Origin of the sequence: Demequina sp. TMPB413, from assembly GCF_020447105.2 — a bacterium.
GTDB lineage: Bacteria > Actinomycetota > Actinomycetes > Actinomycetales > Demequinaceae > Demequina.
Window position 1 is genome coordinate 298,727 of record NZ_CP096184.1, and the last position, 21,210, is coordinate 319,936.

17 protein-coding genes and 1 tRNA gene are annotated in these 21,210 nt (G+C 65.4%); 6 read left to right on the forward strand and 12 right to left on the reverse strand.

Features of this window, described 5'->3' with window-relative positions:
• Positions 1–4: 4 nt before the first annotated feature.
• The 4 genes from LGT36_RS01360 to LGT36_RS01375 all read right to left on the reverse strand — a co-directional run bounded on the left by LGT36_RS01360 (position 5) and on the right by LGT36_RS01375 (position 3,157).
• The gene (locus tag LGT36_RS01360; protein WP_226096427.1) at positions 5–739 is read right to left on the reverse strand and encodes a head GIN domain-containing protein; all 735 of its coding nucleotides are present in this window, start codon (positions 737–739) and stop codon (positions 5–7) included.
• A gap of 134 nt (positions 740–873) precedes the next feature.
• Entirely contained in the window at positions 874–1,710 is an 837-nt protein-coding gene (locus LGT36_RS01365) for a patatin-like phospholipase family protein (RefSeq protein WP_226096426.1), read from the reverse strand.
• 39 nt (positions 1,711–1,749) lie between these two features.
• Positions 1,750–2,340, reverse strand: a complete 591-nt coding sequence (locus tag LGT36_RS01370; RefSeq protein WP_226096425.1) for a thymidine kinase — start codon at positions 2,338–2,340, stop codon at positions 1,750–1,752.
• Between the two features lie 85 nt (positions 2,341–2,425).
• A complete protein-coding gene (locus tag LGT36_RS01375) occupies positions 2,426–3,157 on the reverse strand; it encodes a LysE/ArgO family amino acid transporter (RefSeq protein ID WP_370634267.1) in 732 nt (243 codons plus the stop codon).
• A gap of 34 nt (positions 3,158–3,191) precedes the next feature.
• On the opposite strand from LGT36_RS01375, the gene LGT36_RS01380 reads away from it, so the two are divergent.
• A complete protein-coding gene (locus tag LGT36_RS01380; protein WP_226096424.1) occupies positions 3,192–4,085 on the forward strand; it encodes an ArgP/LysG family DNA-binding transcriptional regulator in 894 nt (297 codons plus the stop codon).
• A gap of 20 nt (positions 4,086–4,105) precedes the next feature.
• On the opposite strand, the gene LGT36_RS01385 is transcribed toward LGT36_RS01380, so the two are convergent.
• From LGT36_RS01385 to rhaI, 6 genes are all read right to left on the reverse strand, one after another.
• Positions 4,106–4,984 (reverse strand): class II aldolase/adducin family protein, encoded by an 879-nt coding sequence (locus tag LGT36_RS01385; protein ID WP_226096423.1) that lies wholly within the window; start codon positions 4,982–4,984, stop codon positions 4,106–4,108.
• A 305-nt stretch (positions 4,985–5,289) separates the two neighbouring features.
• A tRNA-Arg gene (locus LGT36_RS01390) sits at positions 5,290–5,362 on the reverse strand.
• A 33-nt stretch (positions 5,363–5,395) separates the two neighbouring features.
• Positions 5,396–6,637: an alpha-hydroxy acid oxidase gene (locus tag LGT36_RS01395; RefSeq protein ID WP_304515544.1), complete on the reverse strand. Its 1,242-nt coding sequence runs from the start codon at positions 6,635–6,637 to the stop codon at positions 5,396–5,398.
• Between the two features lie 10 nt (positions 6,638–6,647).
• The gene (locus tag LGT36_RS01400) at positions 6,648–8,069 is read right to left on the reverse strand and encodes a rhamnulokinase family protein (RefSeq protein WP_226096421.1); all 1,422 of its coding nucleotides are present in this window, start codon (positions 8,067–8,069) and stop codon (positions 6,648–6,650) included.
• Complete coding sequence (locus LGT36_RS01405) at positions 8,066–10,105, reverse strand: bifunctional aldolase/short-chain dehydrogenase (protein WP_226096420.1); 2,040 nt, start codon at positions 10,103–10,105, stop codon at positions 8,066–8,068. Before LGT36_RS01405 ends, LGT36_RS01400 begins: the two co-directional genes overlap by 4 nt.
• 54 nt (positions 10,106–10,159) lie before the next feature.
• Positions 10,160–11,326, reverse strand: coding sequence for an L-rhamnose isomerase (rhaI, locus tag LGT36_RS01410; RefSeq protein ID WP_226096419.1), 1,167 nt, complete (start codon positions 11,324–11,326; stop codon positions 10,160–10,162).
• A gap of 211 nt (positions 11,327–11,537) precedes the next feature.
• Here rhaI and LGT36_RS01415 point away from each other — a divergent pair, with 211 nt between their 5' ends.
• Entirely contained in the window at positions 11,538–12,848 is a 1,311-nt protein-coding gene (locus LGT36_RS01415; RefSeq protein ID WP_226096418.1) for an MFS transporter, read from the forward strand.
• 88 nt (positions 12,849–12,936) lie between these two features.
• Complete coding sequence (locus LGT36_RS01420) at positions 12,937–14,331, forward strand: glycoside hydrolase family 5 protein (RefSeq protein ID WP_226096417.1); 1,395 nt, start codon at positions 12,937–12,939, stop codon at positions 14,329–14,331.
• A gap of 27 nt (positions 14,332–14,358) precedes the next feature.
• Here LGT36_RS01420 and LGT36_RS01425 read toward each other — a convergent pair whose 3' ends face one another.
• A complete protein-coding gene (locus LGT36_RS01425) occupies positions 14,359–16,005 on the reverse strand; it encodes a hypothetical protein (protein ID WP_226264470.1) in 1,647 nt (548 codons plus the stop codon).
• A 69-nt stretch (positions 16,006–16,074) separates the two neighbouring features.
• Positions 16,075–17,406, reverse strand: coding sequence for an ABC transporter substrate-binding protein (locus tag LGT36_RS01430; protein WP_226264471.1), 1,332 nt, complete (start codon positions 17,404–17,406; stop codon positions 16,075–16,077).
• 529 nt (positions 17,407–17,935) lie between these two features.
• Here LGT36_RS01430 and LGT36_RS01435 point away from each other — a divergent pair.
• The 3 genes from LGT36_RS01435 (at position 17,936) to LGT36_RS01445 (ending at position 21,179) form a co-directional block, all read left to right on the forward strand.
• Entirely contained in the window at positions 17,936–18,892 is a 957-nt protein-coding gene (locus tag LGT36_RS01435) for a carbohydrate ABC transporter permease (RefSeq protein ID WP_226095345.1), read from the forward strand.
• Entirely contained in the window at positions 18,882–19,796 is a 915-nt protein-coding gene (locus LGT36_RS01440; RefSeq protein ID WP_226095346.1) for a carbohydrate ABC transporter permease, read from the forward strand. The genes LGT36_RS01435 and LGT36_RS01440 overlap by 11 nt, the downstream gene beginning before the upstream one ends.
• A gap of 72 nt (positions 19,797–19,868) precedes the next feature.
• Positions 19,869–21,179, forward strand: a complete 1,311-nt coding sequence (locus LGT36_RS01445; protein ID WP_248642236.1) for a Gfo/Idh/MocA family protein — start codon at positions 19,869–19,871, stop codon at positions 21,177–21,179.
• Positions 21,180–21,210 lie beyond the last annotated feature (31 nt).

The window sequence follows — 21,210 nt, forward strand, 5'->3', positions numbered from 1 at the left end:
GCCGCTAGCCCTTCGAGATCGACCCTGCGCCAGAGATGTCCTCTGTCACGGTCGGATCGCCAAAGTAGATCACGTTGCCCGCGCCAGACACGTTGGCGTCGAGCGTCTCCCTCACTCGGACGCTCACCGAGCCTGCACCAGAGACCGACACCGAGGCGTCGCCGACCGTGAGGTCTTCGCCCACAATCCCTCCCGCTCCCGAGACGGCGAGTCTGCCTTCGCCAACCGTCCCGTGAGCCGTGACCGTGCCGGCGCCTGAGACGGAAACGGTCAAGTCTTGCGCGTCAGCTGCGAGGTCGACGTCTCCCGCCCCGCTGATTTCCACGTCGAGCGCTTCGGCAACAACCGACCGCACCTGCACCTCAGCGGCGCCCGATACTTCGAGGCGAGTGAGGTCTGGCACGGTCACCGACACCGTGACGGCAGGCGAGGCACCGATGATCGAGTAGTGCTGCTCGATCTTCAATGTGGTGCCACTGACGTCGGTCGTGACGTGCTCCTGAAGACTCGAGTCGGTGGTCACGTCGATGCTGAAGGACTCGCCTTCCGTGACAAAGAGGTCCGCACTACCGCCCATCTCGATCTGGGTGAAGCCATCGAGAGCACGCGCCTCGGTGGTGGTCTCGCCACTCAGGTCGCCGCGCGTGAGGACCGGTCCATCGCCGTTGATGCTGCACGCGCTCATGACGAGTGGGGCGGCCCCGAGGCAAGCGACGCCGAGTGCAGTGGGAATTCTCATGTGTGTCTCCAAGTAGTTGCTCTGCCTCACGCTACGGCCGCGCGCCAGTGGCGGGCATCGCCCTCAGGGGTGAATGTGGCCGGGGGCACATCCGGGTATCCCCTGACAGGGAAACCCCTGGGAGGAGCGGTGTTTCAGGCGTGCGGGTGGTGCGGCGCATGCTGGCGAAAGAACGACGCAAGGCGCCCGGGCGCGTCCCGGCCGGCGGGCCCGCTATCCACCTCGGGGTAGTCGCCGAGCGCCTCGACGACGGCGTCCCTACCCAGCTGCACGAGCGCGGGCAGGTCCTCCGTGACCCATTGTGAGCGCTGTCCGATGCGGGGCCTGATCATGGTGACGTCTTCGCGAATCTCGAACTCATGAACGTGGGCACCCGTCCTGAACGTCGGCAACGCGTCCCACTCGGGCGCGAGCCGCACGCCAACCACGTGCCTTGCCCCCATCTCGAAGGTGGCCTCAAGCGGAAGGTTCTGGATGACGCCGCCGTCAACCAACAAATGTCCGTGAAGCCGTGAGGGCCTGAAGAGGCCAGGAACCGAAATCGACGCAGCCACCGCGTCGGCCACTGATCCGTTGTCAAGCAGCACCACGTCCCGAGTGATGAGGTCGGTCGCGACCGCCCCAAAACGGATGGGCAAGTCTTCGATCATGAGGTCAGGGCCAGCCAAGCGGTCAATCGTCTCGCGGAGGCCCGCGGTGTCGAGGATCCCCAGGCCTGGCGTGAAGGAGAAGGTGCCGAAGTCGCCCCATCGCGAGTGGACGACGATCGCCTCGAGTTCGGCCAGATCGATGCCGGCGGCATATGCCGCTCCTATGACGGCCCCCGCCGAGGTGCCCACCACGACGCTTGGCTGAATGCCCCGCTTGTCCAACTCCTGGAGGACGCCGACGTGCGCCGCGCCAAGAGCGCCGCCGCCACCCAGCGCAATGCCCAGTCGCGGCTCGTAGCGCAAGTCCGGCCTGGAGCCCATACGCTCATCGTAGAAATCTGCAGCCGCAACTGCCACCGCTTAGGCGTGTTGGACAGGGCCGACCTTGTCGATGTAGCAGCGCCCGCATAGCGACTCGTAGCTGGCATGCTGCCCGTCAATCGCTACCTGATCGCCGTGGCTCACGAACTCGCCGCCGATGACCCTCGCGTTGAAGACGGCCTTGGCGCCGCATCGGCAAATCGTCTTCAACTCTTCGATGCTGTGGGCAATCTCGAGGAGGCGTAGCGAGCCAGGGAAGGAGTGCGTCATGAAGTCGCCGCGCAGGCCGTAGCAGAGCACGGGAACGCCCCTGCTGACGGCGACGACGAAGGCCTCGTCGACTTGGGCTGGGGTCAGGAATTGGGCCTCGTCGATGAAGACCGCGTCGGTCTGTTCCAGCGGCCGATGCTCCTCAAGCGCGGCGATGAGCGACGTGTCAGTGCCCAGCAACACGTCTACCGCCCGCTCGATGCCCACGCGCGACGAGACTGCCCTGCCCGCCTTGGTGTCGACTCCCGGCTTGACCAGGACGGGATGCTGGTCGCGCTCCTCGTAGTTGTACGCGGCCGTCAGCAACAGCGCCGACTTGCTCGAGTTCATCGCGCCATAACGGAAGTAGAGCTTCGCCATCGTGTTCCTTCCAGAGCGTTCTGCGCTCACCGTACCGGAACGCGACTGGCTCTTTGTGCGAGTTCACCGGCCGACGGGCGGGCGCCTAAGCGCCGAGGGCGAGAGTGACGGCGAGAACGAGCATGACGACCGCGATGATGCCGTCGAGGACGCGCCAAGCACGCGGCGTGGCGAGTGCGCCTGCGAGGAGGCGGGCGCCGTAGCCGAGTGCGGTGAACCAGACCAGGGAACCGGTGATCGCCCCCGCGCCGAACGTCCAGCGGGCGTCTCCATGGGACGACGCGATCCCGCCCAAGAGCAGCACGGTGTCGAGGTAGACGTGCGGGTTGAGCCAGGTCAACGCGAGGCACGTGAGCGCGACCGCCCGCACCGATGAGGCGAGGGGTGGCGCCGCGACGCCTGCGGCCGTGGCGGTGCCGTTCGACGTCTCTGGAACGGTTGAGTGGACAACGCCGACGCCGGGCGTTGAGGTGTGGCGTGCGTCGGCGAGTAGCGCCTGCCCAGTGGGCCGCCACGCCCTCTTGGCCGCGAGGATGCCGTAGCCAGCAAGGAAAGCCGCCCCGCCCCACCGGATGGCGGTGACGAGGTCCGGCGCGGATGACAGGGCCGCACCCACTCCCGAAACCCCTGCGGCGATCAGCACGGCGTCAGATGCTGCGCAGATGGCGATCACCAGGCCGACGTGCTCCTTGCGAAGGCCTTGGCGCAACACAAAGACGTTCTGAGCGCCGATGGCGACGATGAGGGACAGGCCGAGCGCGAGGCCGGAAAGGAAGGTCACGGCGCCACCGTAGGTGATCGACAGAAGAAGCACCACTAAGGAGTTTCTATGAAGCATTAGGCTGACGAATATGAGAATCGACGCGGAGTTGGCGATGACGCTCGCGGCGGTCGCCGATGCAGGCTCCCTCGAGGGCGGAGCGCGCGTCCTTCACATCTCCCAACCGGCGGTCACTCAGCGGATTCAAGCCCTCGAGCGGAGCGTCGGACAGGTGTTGCTCGTCAGGTCGCGTCCCGTGCGGCCTACCGCTGCGGGTGAGAGAGTCATCCGCTATGCGCGCCAGATCCAGCACCTGGAGCGGGATGCGGTGGCCGCGCTAGGCGTCGAGCCAGGAAGCCACACGAGCGTTTCCATTGCGATCAATGGCGACTCTCTGGCCACGTGGTTCCTCGAACCCCTTGCCGAGCTGGCGGAGCAAGGTGACGTCACGTTCGAACTCCACCGGGCCGACGAGGGGCGCACCGCAGGGTTGTTGACCGACGGCACGGTGGCGGCCGCGGTGACTACGCAGGCGGAAGCGGTGTCCGGCTGCACGGTGGCCCGCTTGGGCGAGATGAGCTACGAGGCGTTTGCTTCCGCCAGTTTCGCCTCGCGCTGGTTTCCTGCTGGCGTGACGCGCGCCGCGCTCGAGGCAGCTCCTGTCATTGATGTCGACGCGGACGATGCTCTTCAGACCAGATACCTCGAGAGCTTTGGCGCCGACGCGGGCTTGCCTCCCCGCCATCGCGTCCCTGGGTCCGTGGAACTGGCGCGTGCGTTGGAGCGTGGCATGGGGTGGGCGGTGTTGCCGGCAGGGTTGAGCGGGGGCATGCCCCAACTGGTGCGGCTAGGCGGACCGTCCGTGACGGTGCCGCTGTACTGGCAGCAGTGGCGGGTGCGATCGGCGCTGCTCGACCGCATTGCCGCGGCCGTCGCAGCCGCGGCTACACGTTCCCTCAGGACCGCGGGGCCGCGAGGAGCCTGAACTCCTCGCGCGGTGAGCGACTAAAGCCAGGGGGAGTCGATCGAGAACTCGTCTGCCACCGAGCGGATCTGAGCTTTGGTGAGTCCCTCGGCTCGACCGCCAGCGACGATGTCCATGTACTCGTAGTGGGCAGCGGTCTCGGCGTACTCGACTCGGTCGACGGCTCGGTAGACGGAGACGTCGGATCGGGACATGGTGCCGTGCTTGCTCCACAGCACGATCTCGTGCTGGCGGAGTCCTTCGACGTTGGCCGCGCCCATCTCTGGCGAGCCGGGGATCATGAAGTCAAGCACTCCGATTCCTTGCGAGAGGGAGACGATGGTCTCCGGCTCCCACCGCAGAATCGCGGCGTTCATGCGCGCGGTGTCGCGGTACTCGGGAATGTGACTGAGGTACGTGAGGTGTGGGGGTTGCGCGTGGACGACTGCTTGGAAGGTGACCCCGCGGCGAGCCACCTGGTCTTGGTGCACTGCGAGATGGGAGTTGAACTCGGATGTGAGGTTCGCAAAACGCCGCGTGCTCGAGGTGTAGAGCGTGCCGGTGAGGCCTCCCTCGTGGACGCGCACGGCGCCGATGGCCGAGAGTGGCTCGTCCTTGATCTGGCGCAATCGACGCCCCGACCCGGTCACCAGAAGAGTGCCTCCCCCTAGCGCTGGGGCAGGGTCTGGCAGGGTGATCTCTTCTTCGTGGGGGAAGTGCCTGCGCACCTCCACCTCCCAGCCCATGTAGACGGAGATGTTCCCCGCTCCCGCTTCTGAAGCGTCGATGTCGCAAATGCGTGCGCCAGACTCGCCCATCTGGGCGATGAGCTCATCGAGAGTGGGGTGAGGCTTGTCGGTGGACATGCTGATCTCCTTGATCGGGTGGGTGACGTCGTTGTCACGGGAACTTGCAGACATTGTGAAACGATTCAATCACGACGAGAGCGCGAGCGCACGCGCCAAACGTCCCAAGCCGACGGGGTGGGGAAGGGCGCTCGGGCAGGGTGGGGAGAACGCTCTCGGACGGGTTGGGGAGGCTCCGGTCGGGAAGGGTGGGAAGCCGACGCCCGAACCGCGTGGCGAACCATCGCTCGCGCAGGGTGGGAGGCCGACCTTTGGGCTGGGTGGGGAGCCGACGCTCGGACAGGGTGGGGAGGCTGTGCTTGGCAAGCGCGGCGGGTCCCCTAATGCCTCGGGCGGGTGCTCTCGACGCGTCACATGGGTGCCCCCGACAGGAGTCGAACCTGCGACCTACGGTACCGGAAACCGGCGCTCTATCCGCTGAGCTACGGGGGCGAAGCCGCGCGGTGCACGGCGCCAAAGAGATTATCAGTCTTCGGCCGATGGAAACGGCGCGAGGCGCCTCAGCGGCGTGACGTGGTCGGGGTTGAGCTCGGCGACGGAGGCCACGCCAAGCAACCGCATGGTGCGTACCATCTCCATGCGGAGAATCTCTAGCGCGCGGTCCACGCCCTCCTTGCCGCCGGCCATGAGTCCGTACAGGTACGCCCTGCCGACGAGCGTGAAGTCGGCACCCTGCGCCAAGGCCGCCACCACGTCGGCGCCAGACATGATCCCAGTGTCCAGCACGATCTCGGTCCGGCCCTTCAGTTCCTTGGCAACCGCTGGCAGAAGGTGGAAGGGAATAGGTGCGCGGTCCAGTTGGCGGCCGCCATGGTTCGACAGCACGATGCCATCAACACCGGCATCCACCACGCGCTTCGCATCGTCGAGGCTCTGGATTCCCTTGACCACCACCTTTCCCGGCCATTGGTCGCGAATCCACGCGAGGTCGTCGAAGTCCACCGTCGGGTCGAACATGGTGTCCAGGAGCTCGGCGACGGTACCTTTCCACTCCGACAACGCTGCAAAACGCAGCGGCTCGGTGGTGAGGAAGTTCCACCACCATTCGGGCCGCGGGATCGCGTTGAGCACGGTGCCAGCGGTGAGCGCTGGCGGTATCGAGAAGCCGTTGCGGGCGTCCCTGAGACGTGCGCCTGCCACAGGAACGTCGACCGTGACCAGCAGCGTGTCGAACCCAGCGGCGGCCGCCTGGTCAACGAGGGCCATCGAGCGCTCGCGGTCCTTCCACATGTAGAGCTGGAACCAGTTGCGGCCGCGTGGGTTTGCTGCGGCTACCGCGGCGGGGGAGGCCGTGCCCATCGTCGACAGGCAGAAGGGAATGCCAGCCTCGCCCGCCGCCATCGCGCCAGCCGTTTCCCCCTCGGCATGCATCATGCGGGTGAAGCCGGTGGGCGCAATCCCGAAGGGAAGCGTAGAACGGCCGCCAAGAATCTCGACCGAGGTGTCCACGCGCGAGACGTCTCTGAGGATCGCAGGGTGGAACTCGATATCCCTGAACGCTTGCCGTGCGCGGCCGAGCGACAGCTCCTCCTCCGCCGCGCCATCGGTGTAGTCGAAGGCTCCTCGAGGGGTGCGGCGCTTGGCAATCGAGCGCAAATCGGCGATCGTGAAAGCCCTAGCGAGCCGGCGCTTGCGCGCGTTCGGTTCGAAACGCCTGAAGGACAAGAGTGGGCGAAGCTCAGAGGGGCGAGGTACGCGGCGCGACATCTTCATGGAGTCATCCCTTCGGGGTGTACGTCAGGGGAGTGTGAGTGCTGGCCACGAGGTCTCGCAGCGACTCGAGGGTGCCGCCTGCGGCGCCGAGTGCGCGCGCCTGTACCAACACATTGCCGAGTGCGGTGGCCTCGACGGGCCCCGCGATCACCGGCAATCCGGCTCGGTCCGCCGTCCTTTGGCACAAGAGCGCGGCCTGCGAGCCGCCGCCCACGAGATGGATCCTGCGGACCTCCTGCCCGCTCAGCGCAGCCGCTTGGTGGACCGTCGCTGCGAAGGCGGACGCGAGGCTTTCGATGATCGACCGCACGAGTTCCGGCCGGCTGGCAGGCGTCCTCAACGAGTGCTCGGTGCAGTAGTCCGCGATGCGTGGCGCCATGTCTCCCGGTGCGAGGAACCGCTCGTCGTTGGCGTCAAACACCGGGACCTCCGAGGTGACATCGGCTGCCGCCGCCAGTAGGGCCGCGAGGTCGACATCCGCCCGATCAGTCCGCCTCCACGCTGCCACAGTCTCGTTCAGTAGCCACATGCCCATGACGTTGTGCAAGAAGCGCGTGCGGCCGTCGACGCCGCCCTCGTTGGTGAAGTTCGCGTCCCTGGCGGCGTCGCTCAGGATGGGCTTCTCGGTCTCGACTCCCACCAGCCCCCACGTGCCGCAGGAGATGTAGGCGCCGCCCGGCTCGGTCATGGGCGTCGCCACGACGGCCGACGCGGTGTCGTGAGAGCCGACGGCGACCACGGGCGTTGCCTCGGGAAGGGCAGACGCTCCAGCGACGTGGGCGAGCAGGGTTCCGACGGTCTGTCCAGGCTGGATAAGGCGCGGGAACAACGCGCGGGGGAGCCCCAGGCGGCTCATGAGCTCGCCATCCCACTCCATGCTGGCGATACCGAGCAATCCGGTGGTCGACGCGTTGGTCGCCTCTGCGACCGTCTGGCCCGTGAGATACCAAGCGATCAGGTCAGGCACAAGCAGCATCGTCTCGGCGACGCCGAGCATTCCCTCTTCTCGCTCAACCGCCAGTTGATAGAGAGTGTTGAAGGGAAGGAACTGGAGGCCGTTGCGCGCGTAGAGCTGAGCGAAGGGCTCCTGGTCGTGCACCAACTCCACCCCGCGAGCCGTTCGCTCATCGCGGTAGTGAAACGGCTCGCCGAGCACGCGCCCGCCGCGCAAGAGCGCGTAGTCGACCGCCCACGCGTCGATGCCTATCGAGGCAATGGTCTCCGTCGCCGCGGCGGTGCGCAGGCCGTCCAGGACGTGTGCGTACAGCTGCTGGACATTCCAGTGCAGGCCGTCTGGTGTGGCGATCGGTCCGTTGGGAAACCGCCCGGCCTGCTCAAGCGCGAGGAGTCCAGGGCCTACGTGCCCGACCATGACGCGGCCAGAGGTGGCGCCAAGGTCGACGGCGGCGACGGAGACGGTTGTCATCTCAGAAAGGCGGCGGCGACGCCAGCGTCGACGGGGACGTGCAGGCCCGTCGTGTGTGTCATGTCGGGGCCGGTGATCACGGCCGTAGCGTTGGCGACGTGCTCGGGGAGCACCTCCCGCTTCAAAATGGTGCGCTGAGCATAGAACTCGCCCAACTTGTCCTCCTCGATCCCGTAGGTCTTGGCCCTGTTGGCTCCCCATCCGCCAGCGAAGATTCCGGAGCCTTTGACCACTCCGTCTGGGTTGATGCCGTTGACCTTGATGCCGTGCTCGCCGAGTTCGACCGCGAGCAGCCTCACTTGGTGTGCTTGGTCGGCCTTCGTGGCGGAGTAGGCGATGTTGTTGGGGCCAGCGAACACTGAGTTCTTGGAGGCGATGTAGACGATGTCGCCGCCCATGCCCTGAGCGATCATGACTCGCGCGGCCGCTTGCGAGACGAGGAAGGATCCCTTGGCCATCACGTCGTGTTGGAGATCCCAGTCCTGCTCCGTCGTCTCGAGCAGCGGCTTGGACAGCGACAGTCCGGCATTGTTGACGACGAGGTCCACGCCGCCGAAGGCGAGCACCGCCTGGTCCATGGCCGCCTGAACGGCCACGGGTTCTGCCACGTTTGCCGCGACGCCCACCGCGACGTCGGGTCCACCGAGTTCCGCCGCAGCCTCTTGTGCCTTCGCGAGATCGAGGTCGGCAATGACCACGCATGCGCCCTCCGCCGCAAGACGGGTGGCGATGGCCTTGCCGATGCCAGACGCTGCACCGGTGACAAGGGCTACGCGGGTGGCGTGAGACTTCGGGCGCGGCATCCGCTGGAGTTTCGCCTCCTCAAGAGCCCAGTATTCGATGTTGAACTTCTCGGCATCGGAGATGGGTGAGTAGGTCGACAGCGACTCGGCCCCGCGCATGACGTTGATGGCGTTGATGTAGAACTCGCCGGCGACCCGTGCCGTCTGCTTGTTGCGGCCAAAGGAGAACATCCCGACGCCAGGTACCAGCACCACGGCGGGGTCGGCACCGCGCATGGCGGGAGAGTCGGCATTGGCGTGTGCTTCGTAGTAGGCCTGGTAATCAGCTCGATAAGCGGCGTGCAGCTCTTTGAGCCGGGCAATCGTGTCCTCGAGCGGCACGTCGGCAGGCAGGTCGAGAACCATGGGCTTGACCTTGGTTCGCAGAAAGTGGTCGGGGCAACTGGTGCCGAGTGCCGCCAGCCGCGGGTGCTCCGCGTGAGCGAGGAATCCCAGCACCACCTCGTCATCGGTGAAGTGACCCACCATGGGTGAGTCCGTTGACGCGAGGCCGCGAATGACAGGGGCAAGCGCCGCCGCCTTGGCGCGTCGCTGCTGCTCGGTTAGCGCGCCGTAGCCTGGCAAGGCGGCGCCGAAAGGCTCGGCCCTGCCGTGGTCGGCGATGTAAGTAGCGGCGGTGTCGATGATCTCCAGCGAGCGCGCTTCGCACTCGTCAGACGTATCGCCCCATGCCGTGATGCCGTGCCCACCAAGGATGCAGCCGATCGCCTGCGGGTTGTCCCGCTTGATCGCCGCGATGTCGAGCCCCAGTTGGAAACCGGGACGACGCCACGGAACCCACGCCACGCGATCGCCAAAGATGGTGCGGGTCAATGCCTCGCCGTCGACCGCTGCCGCGATGGCGATGCCCGAGTCGGGGTGAAGGTGGTCGATGTGTGGTGCGTCGACCAGGCCGTGCATGGCGGTGTCGATGGAGGGAGTCGCGCCGCCGACGCCGTGGCGGCAGTAGTCGAAAGCCGCCACCATCTCGTCCTCGCGTTCGACGCCAGGGTAGACGTCCACCAGGGCCAGGAGCCTGTCGAGCCTCAGGGCGGCCAGCCCATTGGTCCCGAGCGTGCCAAGGTCACCGCCGGAGCCCTTGACCCACAGCAATTCCACGTCCTCGCCCGTGACGGGATCGCTCACCATCCCCTTGGAGGAGGTGTTTCCGCCGGCATAATTGGTGTTCTTGGGATCGGCGCCGAGGCGCCGCGATCTGGCAATGAGTTCAGCTGCGGTGACGGGGACGGTCACGAGGCTTCCTCTCTGGTGGTGGGGGAGGGACGGGCTGGCGTGGTTGCGGCGCGGTTAGGCGCCCCAGCCGGCCTGAGTGCCGCCGACTCGGTCTGCGGCGATCTGTTCTTGATAGCCCGATGCCGCGTAGGCGGCCATCGGATCGGCTGGGAGGCCGCGCTCTTGCCGCCAGGAGGCGAGGTCAGCGCGGACATCGGTGTAGAACGCGTCCATGAGGATGCCGTTGGCCGCGAGCACATCGCCGGCGATTTGAGCGTCGTCAAGAGCCGCGCGGTCGACCAGTAGCGCGCGCGCGGTCATCTCCTGGACGTTCAGCACTGAGCGGATCTGGCCAGGGATCTTGGCCTCAATGTTGTGGCACTGGTCGAGCATGAAGGCCGTGTCGCCGTCGTGGCCGTAGCCTCCGCCGCGGATGACCTCGACGATGATCCTGAAGAGCTGGAACGGGTCCGCAGCGCCCACGATGAGGTCGTCGTCCGCGTAGAAGCGGGAGTTGAAGTCGAACGAACCGAGCTTGCCGAGCCTGAGCAGCTGCATCACGATGAACTCGATGTTGGTGCCTGGCGCGTGATGGCCGGTGTCGAGGCAGACGGTGGCGCGAGGACCGAGCGCTGCGCACTGCGCGTAGCTGGTACCCCAGTCGGGAACGTCCATGTGATAGAACGCAGGCTCGAAGATTTTGTACTCGAGCACGAGGCGCTGGTGTTCGCCGATGCGCGAGTAGATCTCCTGCAACGACTCCGTCAAGCGGTCTTGACGGCCCCGCATATCGTCCTGGCCAGGGTAGTTGGTGCCGTCCGCCAACCAGATCTTGAGGTCGCGGGAGCCCGTGGCGTCCATGATGTCGATGCACTCGAGGTGATGGTCGATCGCCTTGCGACGAATCCGCGCGTCGCGGTGTGCGAGCGAGCCAAGCTTGTAGTCGTCATCCTGGAACGTGTTCGAGTTGATGGTGCCAAGACCGACGCCGTGGTCCTCCGCGTGCGCGCGCAGGGCCGAGTAGTCGTCGACCTTGTCCCACGGGATGTGCAACGCGACCGTAGGGGATAGCCCGGTGTACCGGTGAACTTGCGCAGCGTCGGCAATTTTCTCGAACGGGTTCCTTGGAGTCCCTGGCGTGGTGAACACCCTGAAGCGAGTGCCGGAGTTACCGAACGCCCACGAGGGCAGTTCGATCGCTTGTTCGCCAAGGCGTGGGGAGATGGCGGCAAATGCTGGCATGACGTCGTTGTCCTAGTTCCGGGAGTGAATCGTTTCAATTGGGTCGAGATTACGGGACGTCTGGTCGGGTGTCAAGAAGAGGCGGGCAGGGTCCCGTTCGCACTGCTCGGAACCGTGGCGGGTCGCCGGTAAGCGGTTTCTGAGATACGCTCAGATCATTGAGAGCGCACTCAACGGCGGCGCTCCTGCCATCCGCCCGAGGAGACCGCGCTTGTCCGTCGACCCAGATCCGGTACCGCCGCGGTCGTGGTTCATTGACCTCGCGCCGCTGCGGGAGTCCCCGGCGTACATGCGATTCTGGACGAGTGGTGTCGCGGCCGGTATCGGCACCCAGCTGTCGGCCGTCGCCATCGGCATTCAGGTGTACGACATCTCGGGGTCGACGGCCGCCGTGGCGCTCGTTGGCGGCTTCGCGCTTGGGCCCATGATCATTATGGGCATCTTTGGCGGCGCCATCGTCGACGCCTTTGACCGCAGGCGCGTGCTGATCGTCGCCTCGTTAATCGCCTTCGTGGCTCCCATCGGCATCGCGACTCTCGCATGGTTCGACGTGACGGCCTTGTGGCCGTACTACGTGTTCACCACCGTCGCCTCGACGGTGGGCGCAGTGGTGGGAGCCGCGCGCTTCGCGATTCACCCTCGGCTTGTTCCGTTCCGGTTGCTCCCCGCCGTCGCGGCGTTGTCCGGACTCAGCGCTGGGCTGCAATCCGCGGTGGGGCCGACGCTCGCCGGCGTCCTGGTCGCGACGGTCGGCTACGCCTGGACCTACACGATCGACGTAGGGCTCTTTTTGGTCGGACTATGGGGGATCATCTCCCTGCCCCCGATCATCCCCGCCAAAACCTCGCGCGTCGGCCTCGCCGCTTTGCGCGATGGCTTCGCGTTCCTACGCACCGCCGGCAATCTGCGCGTCGCGATCGCGATGCAGATCGCCACCATTTCCTTTGGCCGCGTCTACGCGATCCTGCCGGCCGTCGGCGCTGTCCTCATTGGAGGTGGCGCGATCACCGTCGGCCTATTGGCAGCGTCGGCCGCAGTGGGTGTCGTCCTCAGCGGGCTTGCCTCTGGAAAGGTAGGCAGCGTGCGTCGCCACGGCAAGGGGATAGCGCTCGCCTCTACCTCGCTCGCGCTGTCGATCGGGTCCTTTGGCGCCATCGTGCTCGCGCTCGACCTGGCCGGCGTCGAGGCGAATGCTAGCGCCGCCCACGTGCCCGCGCTGGTGGCGTTGTGCTTCACGCTGATGGCCGCGGGAGCGAGCGAGAACATCAGCGGCATTTTCCGCACCACGATGATGCAGCAGGCCACGCCCGACGAGATGCGCGGACGCTTGCAAGGGCTTTACACGCTCGTGCTGTCGGCGGGGCCGCGCATGGGCGACGTCTTCGCGGGTTTTGTCGCGGCAGCAGGCGCGCTGTGGTTCCCCCCGCTACTGGGAGCGGTGCTCATCGTCTCTGTGGTCGCGGCGCTCTATCGCGCGCGGCCAGGGTTCCGCCACTACGACGCTCTGGAGCCAGCGCCATGAGCGCATCGACGGGCCTCGCGTACCGACCTACCGTAGAGACACGCACGAGCGTGCTCTCCCACCCACCATGTCAGTCAAGGAGAACAGCATGACACTGCAGTGGATTCGCGTCGACGGCGCGAACTTGGTCAACGAGACGGGCGCGACGGTGCTCCTGTCAGGCGTCGGGCTTGGCGGGTGGATGAACATGGAGAACTTCATCACCGGTTACCCCGGTAATGAAGAGGCTATCCGTCGCGTGATGTTGGATCGCATGGGCCAGGAGTCATACGACGCCTTCTTCGACGAGTTCTACGACGCCTTCTTTGGCGAGGACGACGCTGCACACCTCGCGTCGCTCGGCATCAATTCGGTGCGGATCCCCTTCAACTACCGCCACTTCGAAGACGACATGGCCCCCTTCCAGTTGAAGGAAGAGGGGTTCGCGCGGCTCGAGCGCGTGGTCGACATCCTGGGGCGTCACGGGATCTATTCGATCCTTGATCTGCACGCGCTGCCGGGACGTCAGAATCAGCACTGGCACTCCGACAACCCCAGCCATCTTGCCGAGTTCTGGAACCACAGCCACTTCCAGGACCGGGTGGTACACCTGTGGGAGGCGCTCGCCGAGCGGTTCAAGAACCGTCCAGAGGTCGCGGGGTACAACCCCATCAACGAGCCGTCCGACCCCACCGGCGACGTGCTGCCCGTGTTTTACGACCGTCTCGAGAAGGCGATTCGCGCCGTTGACTCGCGACACGTGCTCTTCCTGGACGGCAACAAGTACTCCACGGACTTCAGCTTCCTCGACGGCCGTCCGGAGCCCCTGCCCAACACTGTGTACACGGCGCACGACTATGCGCTGCCAGGTATCGGCTCTGCCACCGCGTATCCCGGTACCACTCGCGGCGAGTACTTTGACCGGGACGTTCTGGAGCAAACCTTCTTGCGCCGCACCGAGTACATGCGCCGCACAGGCACGCCGATCTGGATCGGGGAGTTCGGGCCCGTCTATTCGGAGGACCGTAGCCAAGACGTCTGGCGCTACCAACTGCTACAGGACCAGCTTGAGATCTACCGGGAGCACGGCGCGAGCTGGGCGCTATGGACCTACAAGGACATCGGCCTCCAGGGCCTGGTGTACGCGAAAGCCGACAGTCCCTACATGGCACTGATCGGAGACCTTGCGGCTAAGAAGCGGCGCCTTGGCGTGGACTCCTGGGGCGGAAGTGACGTCAACGTGCGTGACGTGCTCGACCCTCTCGATGCCTTGTTCGACAAAGAGTTCCCCGACTTCGCGCCGTGGCCGTGGGGGCGTCAGCCGCACATCGCGGTGCTTGTGCGCCACATCCTGTTGGCCGAGCCGCTCGCGCTGCAGTTCGCCGATCTGTTCGCGGGCGTCTCACCTGAGCAAGCGCGGGATCTCGCGGCGAGTTTCCGCTTCAACCAGTGTGCGGAGCGGACGGGGTTGTCGCACGTGCTCCGATCCCACCTGCGGGCCTAGACCGAACGAAGCTTCGTCGCGCTCGCCTCAGGAGCGAGGCGCGACGAAGCCGTGGCGCTGAATGTCGGTGACCACGCCGTCGGCAAGGAGCGCACGGTCGTTCGGCGCCAACGTGAGGTCGATGGTGATTCCGTCGACGGTCAAGCGTCCCGCGACCGGCGCCGCAGCCAGGCATACCGCCGCGACCACATCGCCGTCGGGGCCCACGACGATGCGCCACCCGCGCGCAAAGGCAAGCCACTTCTCGCCGTCGCGGTAGATGTCCACGTCGTCGTCGTCACCGACGAGCTCGTACGTGACGCCGGCGACGATCCGCGAGTAGGCGATCGCCTCCGCCGCCGCGCCGTGGTCGAGGCGGCTGGGCGTCAAACCACTGAGCCACAGCTCTCCGTCGGGTCGCGGGAGAATCCCGCAGTGACGCTCGATCGCATCGAGGAACCACAGGATCGCCGGCGAGTACATCTCCGTGAACCCAGGGTTGCCGCTCCACGCGTCCACACACTGGGGAAACCTGTCCCAGCCCGCGACCGCTGCCAGCATGGGTTGAGCAGCGAGGGCGAGTTCTGCCACGTGACCGTGGTGCTCGAAGGCCGCCGGGGCCCTGATGAGCGACAGGAAATTCGCTGGGCCTGCCCACGAGTTGCGAGTGAAGTCGCGATCGAAGCGTGGATCGTCCATCGCGATCGAGGTGAAGCCGTAGTGGCCCAAGAACTTCGCGGTGTTCATGAGGTACCGCTCGAGGCCCATCCGATGGAGTTCGGCGTCGCCCACCTCGCACGCGAGCACGCGCAACAGCACGTCGGACTGCACCCGCACGGGTGATCCCGTCGCGTCCTTGTCATAGAAGATGTGGTCCTGCGCATCGAAGCACTGTTCCATGAGCGCCGTGAGGGAAGCCTGGGCGAGGAGGCGCCACGGCTCGGGGTCCTCACCAAGTTCCTCGGCGATGCGCGCGAGGTAGACACGTTGGCACGCCACATTGGCCGTGAGGTCAGGCGCAATGAACGGGAGGATGGGGGAGGCTGGGTCATACCGCCTCGCATCATTGCGGAAGCCCCTGTCAGCGACATTCCAGAAGCGCGGTGAGAGGTCGTGACCGGTGTCAAAGGTGCAGAACGCCTCCACGGCGCCAGTGCCCCGCGTGTCGCGATACCGCGCGAGCCATGAGTCCATGCGCGCCATCGCGTCGTACATGGTGCGCAAATAGGTCGTGCCTGCATCCGTCAGCTGGTAGTGGTGCCAGACGGACCTGGCGAATGGTGTGACGATCTGGATCTGGCTAAAGCCGGGCCCGTCGCTGGTGACCTTGTAGGGGAGCAGGCCGTCGTCGCGCTGGTGCGCGGTGTAGATGAGGTGGCTGTCACGGGCCACGCTCGGGAGAAAGCGCGTCAGCACCTCAGTGCTGATGGTGCCGCTGCTCTCAATCCAGGTTCCCCAGTACACGCCGCCCTCGTTGAGCACCGGCAAATCGCTCGTCAGCGGTCGAAGGCACTGCGCCAGCTCGGTAAGTGCCTGATGCCAGCGCTGTTCAAGTGGCCCGCCCACGGCGGCAAAACGCACGCCACTAAGCTCCCACTCGTCCCAGTGGCTCGCGCGTGCGGGGCCTGAGATTCCAGCGGTGTCGAGCGGCCTCGACTCGCGTAGTCGCGTGAGGCATTGCGTGCGAACGTCCATGTCTCCATCCTGGCCTGACACAGCGACGGGCGGCCCCAAGGGGACCGCCCGTCGCGTGATGACGGTGAACTAGCTGAGATCGCCAGACAGTTGATCAATGAATGTCTGAGCGGCCTCTTGCGGGTTGGCGTTGCCGAAGAGCACTGCCGTCTCCGCATCTTGCGAGTACTTGTTCATGTTGGCCGCTCCGTTGGGCTGCGGCGGGGCAACCTCACCAGAGTCGAGCACCGATTCCACGTACTCGGCGGCAGTCTTGCTTGCACCTTCGAGAAGCGGCGAGACCACCGCGGCGGTGTCGGGGTTGAATGGCACGCCACGCGTGTCCTGGATCAGCTCGGCTGCGGAGGGTTCGTTGAGGAACCAGTCGACCAGCAGTGCGGCTTCTTCAGGGTGATCGGTGGCGGCGTTGATCGACCAGAAGGCCGAGGGAAGCAGTGCGACCCCCGTCTTGTCGGTGTCGGACGGCGGCGGCAGGATGATCGTGTTGCCACCCATCTCGTACGTGCCCACTAGGTTGCTGTAGCCGAAGGTCACGCCCGCCTGGCCCAGCGTGAAGAGCTGCTGGTCCGGGGGAAGCGCCCAGCCTGCCGTCACGATGGTGGGGTCGGGGAGTCCTCCGCCTTCGAGCATCCGCTGCTCGATCTCGTACCAACCAGCGACCTGGTCGGCGTCGACAGCGAGTTGGCCCTCCCAGTCGTAGAGGCCGAACTCGCTGACCTGTGCCACGTAGGTGCCGATGATGTCCTGCACGCGCAGGTCGATGCCGTATACGGGCGCTCCCGACTCGTTCGTCAGGCCGGCGGTGCCGATGGTGTTGGCGGCATCCACCAGGTCGTCCCACGTCCAGTCGGCGTCAGGGATCGGCACGCCGGCTGCTTCGAACAGGTCGGTGTTCACGAAGGCGGCCGTCGCGTTGCCACCGGTCGGGAGGCCGTACAGGGTGCCATCGACCACTGCGTTGGTGGTGGAGAACTCGGGGTACTTGGCGACGTTGACAATGTCTGCCACGGTGCCCAAGTCCAGCAGTGCGCCGGCCTCGCCGTACTCCTGCGGCTTGGCGCCACCGAGTGCGAACACGTCAGGAGCCGTGTCGCCGCCGCCGCCAAAGTCGGTGGCCAGGCGGTTGAACAGGTCGTCAGGGCTGCCGACGGGTGTCTGGGTCACAGTGATGTACGGGTACTCGGCCTCGAATGCCGTGATGACCTCATCAAACAACGCTGCGCGAGCGTCGTCACCCCACCAAGACATCTCAATGGTGACGGCCTCTTGCGCATCGCCAGTGACGTCGCCTGACGGCGCTTCTTCGGCGTCAGATGAGCACGCCGCAAGGGTGAGCGCGGTGGCGAGGACTGCGCCTACCGGCGCCGCCCTCCGTGTCAGTGAACGGGATGTACGCGTCATTGCGCCTCTTCTCGTCTGGTGGTGCTTCTCAGCACCATCGTTCTGTGGTGTGCGCCCCTGGCCAGGCTGGCCACGGGCCCAAGCGTCTTCACAAGCGTCTCCGCAAGCTCGTGTGAAACCGCTTTCTCGGAAACGTATCACCGCGTGCAAGGGGTGTCAATGCCGATACTGAATCGTTACAAAACGCGATCGGTGCGCCGACGCGACCCCGTTGGTGAGGCTTTTCTAGGCCGGGTGGGTCCATCGAGCGCAGCATAAGCGAGGGCGCCTCCCACCGGTGGCGAGCCAGGCGCCTGGGCCGAGGCGGGAGGCCTACGCTGGAGGTCGACCCGGCATCGGCAGGGACGCCGGCAAGCGTGAATCGCCCGTTGGTGAACCGTCGGACTCGGCGGCTGGCGGGAGCCGTTGGACCATCGGTCGGGGCGGGTTTGACGGGTGTGCAGTGGCCGTGCAATGATTCCCAGCACCGCGTGTGAAACCGCTTTCTCATCCGAACGAGAAGGCGGAGACGGTCGACAAGGAGGTTGACGTGAGTAGTCTCGGCGAACTGCGGACTATCGCGAAGAGTGCACGTCGCGGCGGTCCACGCGTACGAGCGAAGAATCGCGACAACAAAGCCGCGCTGCTCTTCCTGTTGCCATGGCTGCTCGGACTCGTCGCATTCACGGTCGGCCCGATGCTCGCGTCGCTGTACTTGTCGTTCACGGACTACAACCTTTTGCAGTCGCCCATCAAGAATCCACCGGACTGGATCGGGCTGGGCAACTACAGCGAGATGTTCGCCGATCCCGACTTCTGGAACTCCTTCAGGATCACGGTTGTCTACGTGGCGGTGTCCGTCCCGCTCCAACTGATGCTCGCTCTCGCGCTCGCGTTGGTGCTTGACCGAGGCATGCGGGGTCTGCCGATCTACCGGTCGATCTTCTACCTGCCGAGTCTGCTGGGCGGTTCAGTGGCCATCGCCATCCTGTGGCGCCAAGTGTTCGGCAAAGACGGTCTGGTCAACGGGTTCCTTGCCATCTTCGGCATCGACGGCCCCGGCTGGATCGGCCACCCCGATTACGCGCTGTGGACCATCGTCATCCTGCACATCTGGACCTTCGGGTCGCCCATGGTGATCTTCTTGGCTGGTTTGCGACAGATACCCGAGATGTACTACGAGGCCGCGCAGGTCGACGGCGCTGGCAGGGTCCGCAAGTTCGTGTCCATCACGCTGCCGCTCATCACGCCCATCATCTTCTTCAACCTGGTGCTCCAGGTGATCTTCGCCTTCCAGACTTTCACCCAGGCCTACGTCGTGTCTGGGGGAACGGGTGGGCCGGCAGATTCGACCATGTTCTACACGCTCTTCCTCTATCGCACAGGGTTCCTCGAATACAACATGGGCCTGGCATCCGCCATGGCCTGGTTCCTGCTCATCGTGATCGCGGCATTCACCGCCTTCAACTTCTGGCTCTCAAAGTTCTGGGTGTTCTATGACGACTGAAATTGCTCCCACCAGGGTCTCCAGGGGCGGCACGCCCGATGTGGAGCCACATCGCCCGCTGATCAGCTACCGCACGAGGGCGCGTATCTCATCGACCATCAAGCACGCGGTTCTCATCACCTTTTCAGTCGTGATGGTCTACCCACTGCTATGGCTCATCGTGTCGAGCTTCAAGCCCAACGAAGAGATCTTCCGCGACTTGAGCATCTTCACCACCAACCTCACGCTCGAGAACTACGTGAACGGTTGGAACGACCTGCAGCACCCGTTCGGGGTCTTCCTCATGAACTCGGGCATCATCTCCCTCGCGGCGATCGTGGGGACGCTCGTGTCGTGTTCCCTCGCGGCCTATGCCTTCGCGCGGCTTGAGTTCCGCTTCAAAACGCTCCTGTTTGCCATGATGCTCGCGACGATCATGCTGCCGTTCCAGGTCGTCTTGGTTCCGCAGTTCACGATCTTCAAGGAACTGGGTTGGCTCAACACCTTCTTGCCACTGATCGTTCCCAAGATGCTCGCTGTCGATGCCTTCTTCATCTTCCTCATGGTGCAGTTCATTCGCGCGCTTCCCAGGGAGATCTTTGAAGCCGCTCGCATAGACGGTGCCGGTCATGCGCGCACCTTCCTCCAAGTGACACTGCCCCTGATGATCCCTGCGATCGCCACCACCGCGATCTTCACGTTCATCTGGACGTGGGGCGACTTCTTCGGGCCCTTGATCTATCTGAGGCTGCCGGAGACTTTCCCCGTCTCCGTCGCCTTGAAGGGCTTCATCGACGCGCAATCCAGCTCGGACTTTGGTTCGATGTTTGCCATGTCGGTGGTGTCGCTCATCCCGCTGTTCATCATCTTCTTGGTGGGTCAGCGTTACCTCATCAAGGGCTTCGCCACCACGGGAATGAAGTAGCAGGAAGGGTTGATCGACGTGACAGAACTGCGGCGTCGCTACGCGCTCGTCGGCGCTGGCTCCCGCGCCCAGATGTATTTGGACGCCATTGCTGGACCGCACAGGGACGCCGCGCAGCTCGTGGCGTGGGCCGACACCAATCAAGGCAGGCTCGACTGGTCTGGCGCTCGCCACCCGGACAGGGCGGAGATCGCCGCTGCCGCCCGCTTCGAGGTCGGGGACTTGGCGAGCGCCATCACCGCGCACGGCATCGAGCGCGTGATCATTACGTCGCCAGACTTCACGCATGCGGGCTACATCGTCGCCGCGCTTGAGGCGGGCGCCGACGTCGCGGTCGAGAAGCCATTGACGATCGACGAGCAAGGGGTCCGCGACATCGCCGACGCAGCTCAGCGCACCGGCCGCGACGTCACGATCACCTTCAACTACCGCTACTCGCCTCGCAACGAGGCTCTGCGCCGAGTCATTGCCGACGGCGACATAGGAGACGTCACCTCTGTCCACTTCGAGTGGGTGCTCGACACCGCGCACGGTGCTGACTACTTCAGGCGTTGGCATCGCTACAAGGAAAACTCCGGCGGCCTTCTCATCCACAAGGCCTCCCACCATTTTGACTTGGTCAACTGGTGGCTTGCCGACGTCCCCACCAAGGTGTACGCCTCTGGCGGGCTCAAGTTCTACGGGGCCGAGAACGCGAGGAAACGTGGGCTCGGCGAGCGGCCGGAGCGGGGCAGCATCGACTCGCCCCTGCGCGATGCCTTCAGCCTTGACCTTCGCCGAGATGAGCAGCTCAAGGGCTTGTACTTCGATCAGGAGAAGTACGACGGCTATCTGCGGGACCGCGACGTCTTCGATGACGGCATCACGATCGAAGATAACCTCGCCCTCGTCGTCGACTACGCGCGCGGAGCGACGATGTCGTACTCCCTCAACGCGCACTCTCCATGGGAGGGCTACACCGTCTCCGTGAACGGCACTTGCGGCCGTGCCGAGTTGACGGTCGTCGAGCGCGGGGCGGTACTGGTGCGGGAGGACGGCTCGGTCACCGTGGACCCCAGCATGCATCCTGACGGCGTGGTCTCGGAGCGCATCCGTCCCATCGGCGAGCGCCTCATGGTTCAGCAACACTTCCAGCCGGCCGTCGAGGTGCCGATTCCGCAAGGCGAGGGCGGTCATGGCGGGGGCGACGCGCAACTCTTGCGTGATGTCTTCGTCGGCGGTGACGCCGATCCGCTCGGCCGATCCGCGAGTTGGCCCGACGGCGTGCGGTCGATGGCGGTGGGCCTCGCGGGCAACCGTTCGTTGGAGACCGGGCAGGCCGTCCGCATCGGTGACCTCGACTTGGGCGCTGCCGACACCGCACTCAAGGGCCAGGAGGCGTGAACCACTGCTGACGCGCAGTCAGCACCTTGTC

What these genes read in the sequence shown, in the direction of transcription:
- LGT36_RS01400 (WP_226096421.1), bottom strand. Translation starts at nt 8,069, where the DNA reads ATGACAACCGTCTCCGTCGCCGCCGTCGACCTTGGCGCCACCTCTGGC.
- LGT36_RS01380 (WP_226096424.1), top strand. Translation starts at nt 3,192, where the DNA reads ATGAGAATCGACGCGGAGTTGGCGATGACGCTCGCGGCGGTCGCCGAT.
- rhaI (WP_226096419.1), bottom strand. Translation starts at nt 11,326, where the DNA reads ATGCCAGCATTTGCCGCCATCTCCCCACGCCTTGGCGAACAAGCGATC.
- LGT36_RS01425 (WP_226264470.1), bottom strand. Translation starts at nt 16,005, where the DNA reads ATGGACGTTCGCACGCAATGCCTCACGCGACTACGCGAGTCGAGGCCG.
- LGT36_RS01370 (WP_226096425.1), bottom strand. Translation starts at nt 2,340, where the DNA reads ATGGCGAAGCTCTACTTCCGTTATGGCGCGATGAACTCGAGCAAGTCG.
- LGT36_RS01360 (WP_226096427.1), bottom strand. Translation starts at nt 739, where the DNA reads ATGAGAATTCCCACTGCACTCGGCGTCGCTTGCCTCGGGGCCGCCCCA.
- LGT36_RS01445 (WP_248642236.1), top strand. Translation starts at nt 19,869, where the DNA reads ATGTATTTGGACGCCATTGCTGGACCGCACAGGGACGCCGCGCAGCTC.
- LGT36_RS01420 (WP_226096417.1), top strand. Translation starts at nt 12,937, where the DNA reads ATGACACTGCAGTGGATTCGCGTCGACGGCGCGAACTTGGTCAACGAG.
- LGT36_RS01395 (WP_304515544.1), bottom strand. Translation starts at nt 6,637, where the DNA reads ATGTCGCGCCGCGTACCTCGCCCCTCTGAGCTTCGCCCACTCTTGTCC.
- LGT36_RS01385 (WP_226096423.1), bottom strand. Translation starts at nt 4,984, where the DNA reads ATGTCTGCAAGTTCCCGTGACAACGACGTCACCCACCCGATCAAGGAG.
- LGT36_RS01440 (WP_226095346.1), top strand. Translation starts at nt 18,882, where the DNA reads ATGACGACTGAAATTGCTCCCACCAGGGTCTCCAGGGGCGGCACGCCC.
- LGT36_RS01365 (WP_226096426.1), bottom strand. Translation starts at nt 1,710, where the DNA reads ATGGGCTCCAGGCCGGACTTGCGCTACGAGCCGCGACTGGGCATTGCG.
- LGT36_RS01430 (WP_226264471.1), bottom strand. Translation starts at nt 17,406, where the DNA reads ATGACGCGTACATCCCGTTCACTGACACGGAGGGCGGCGCCGGTAGGC.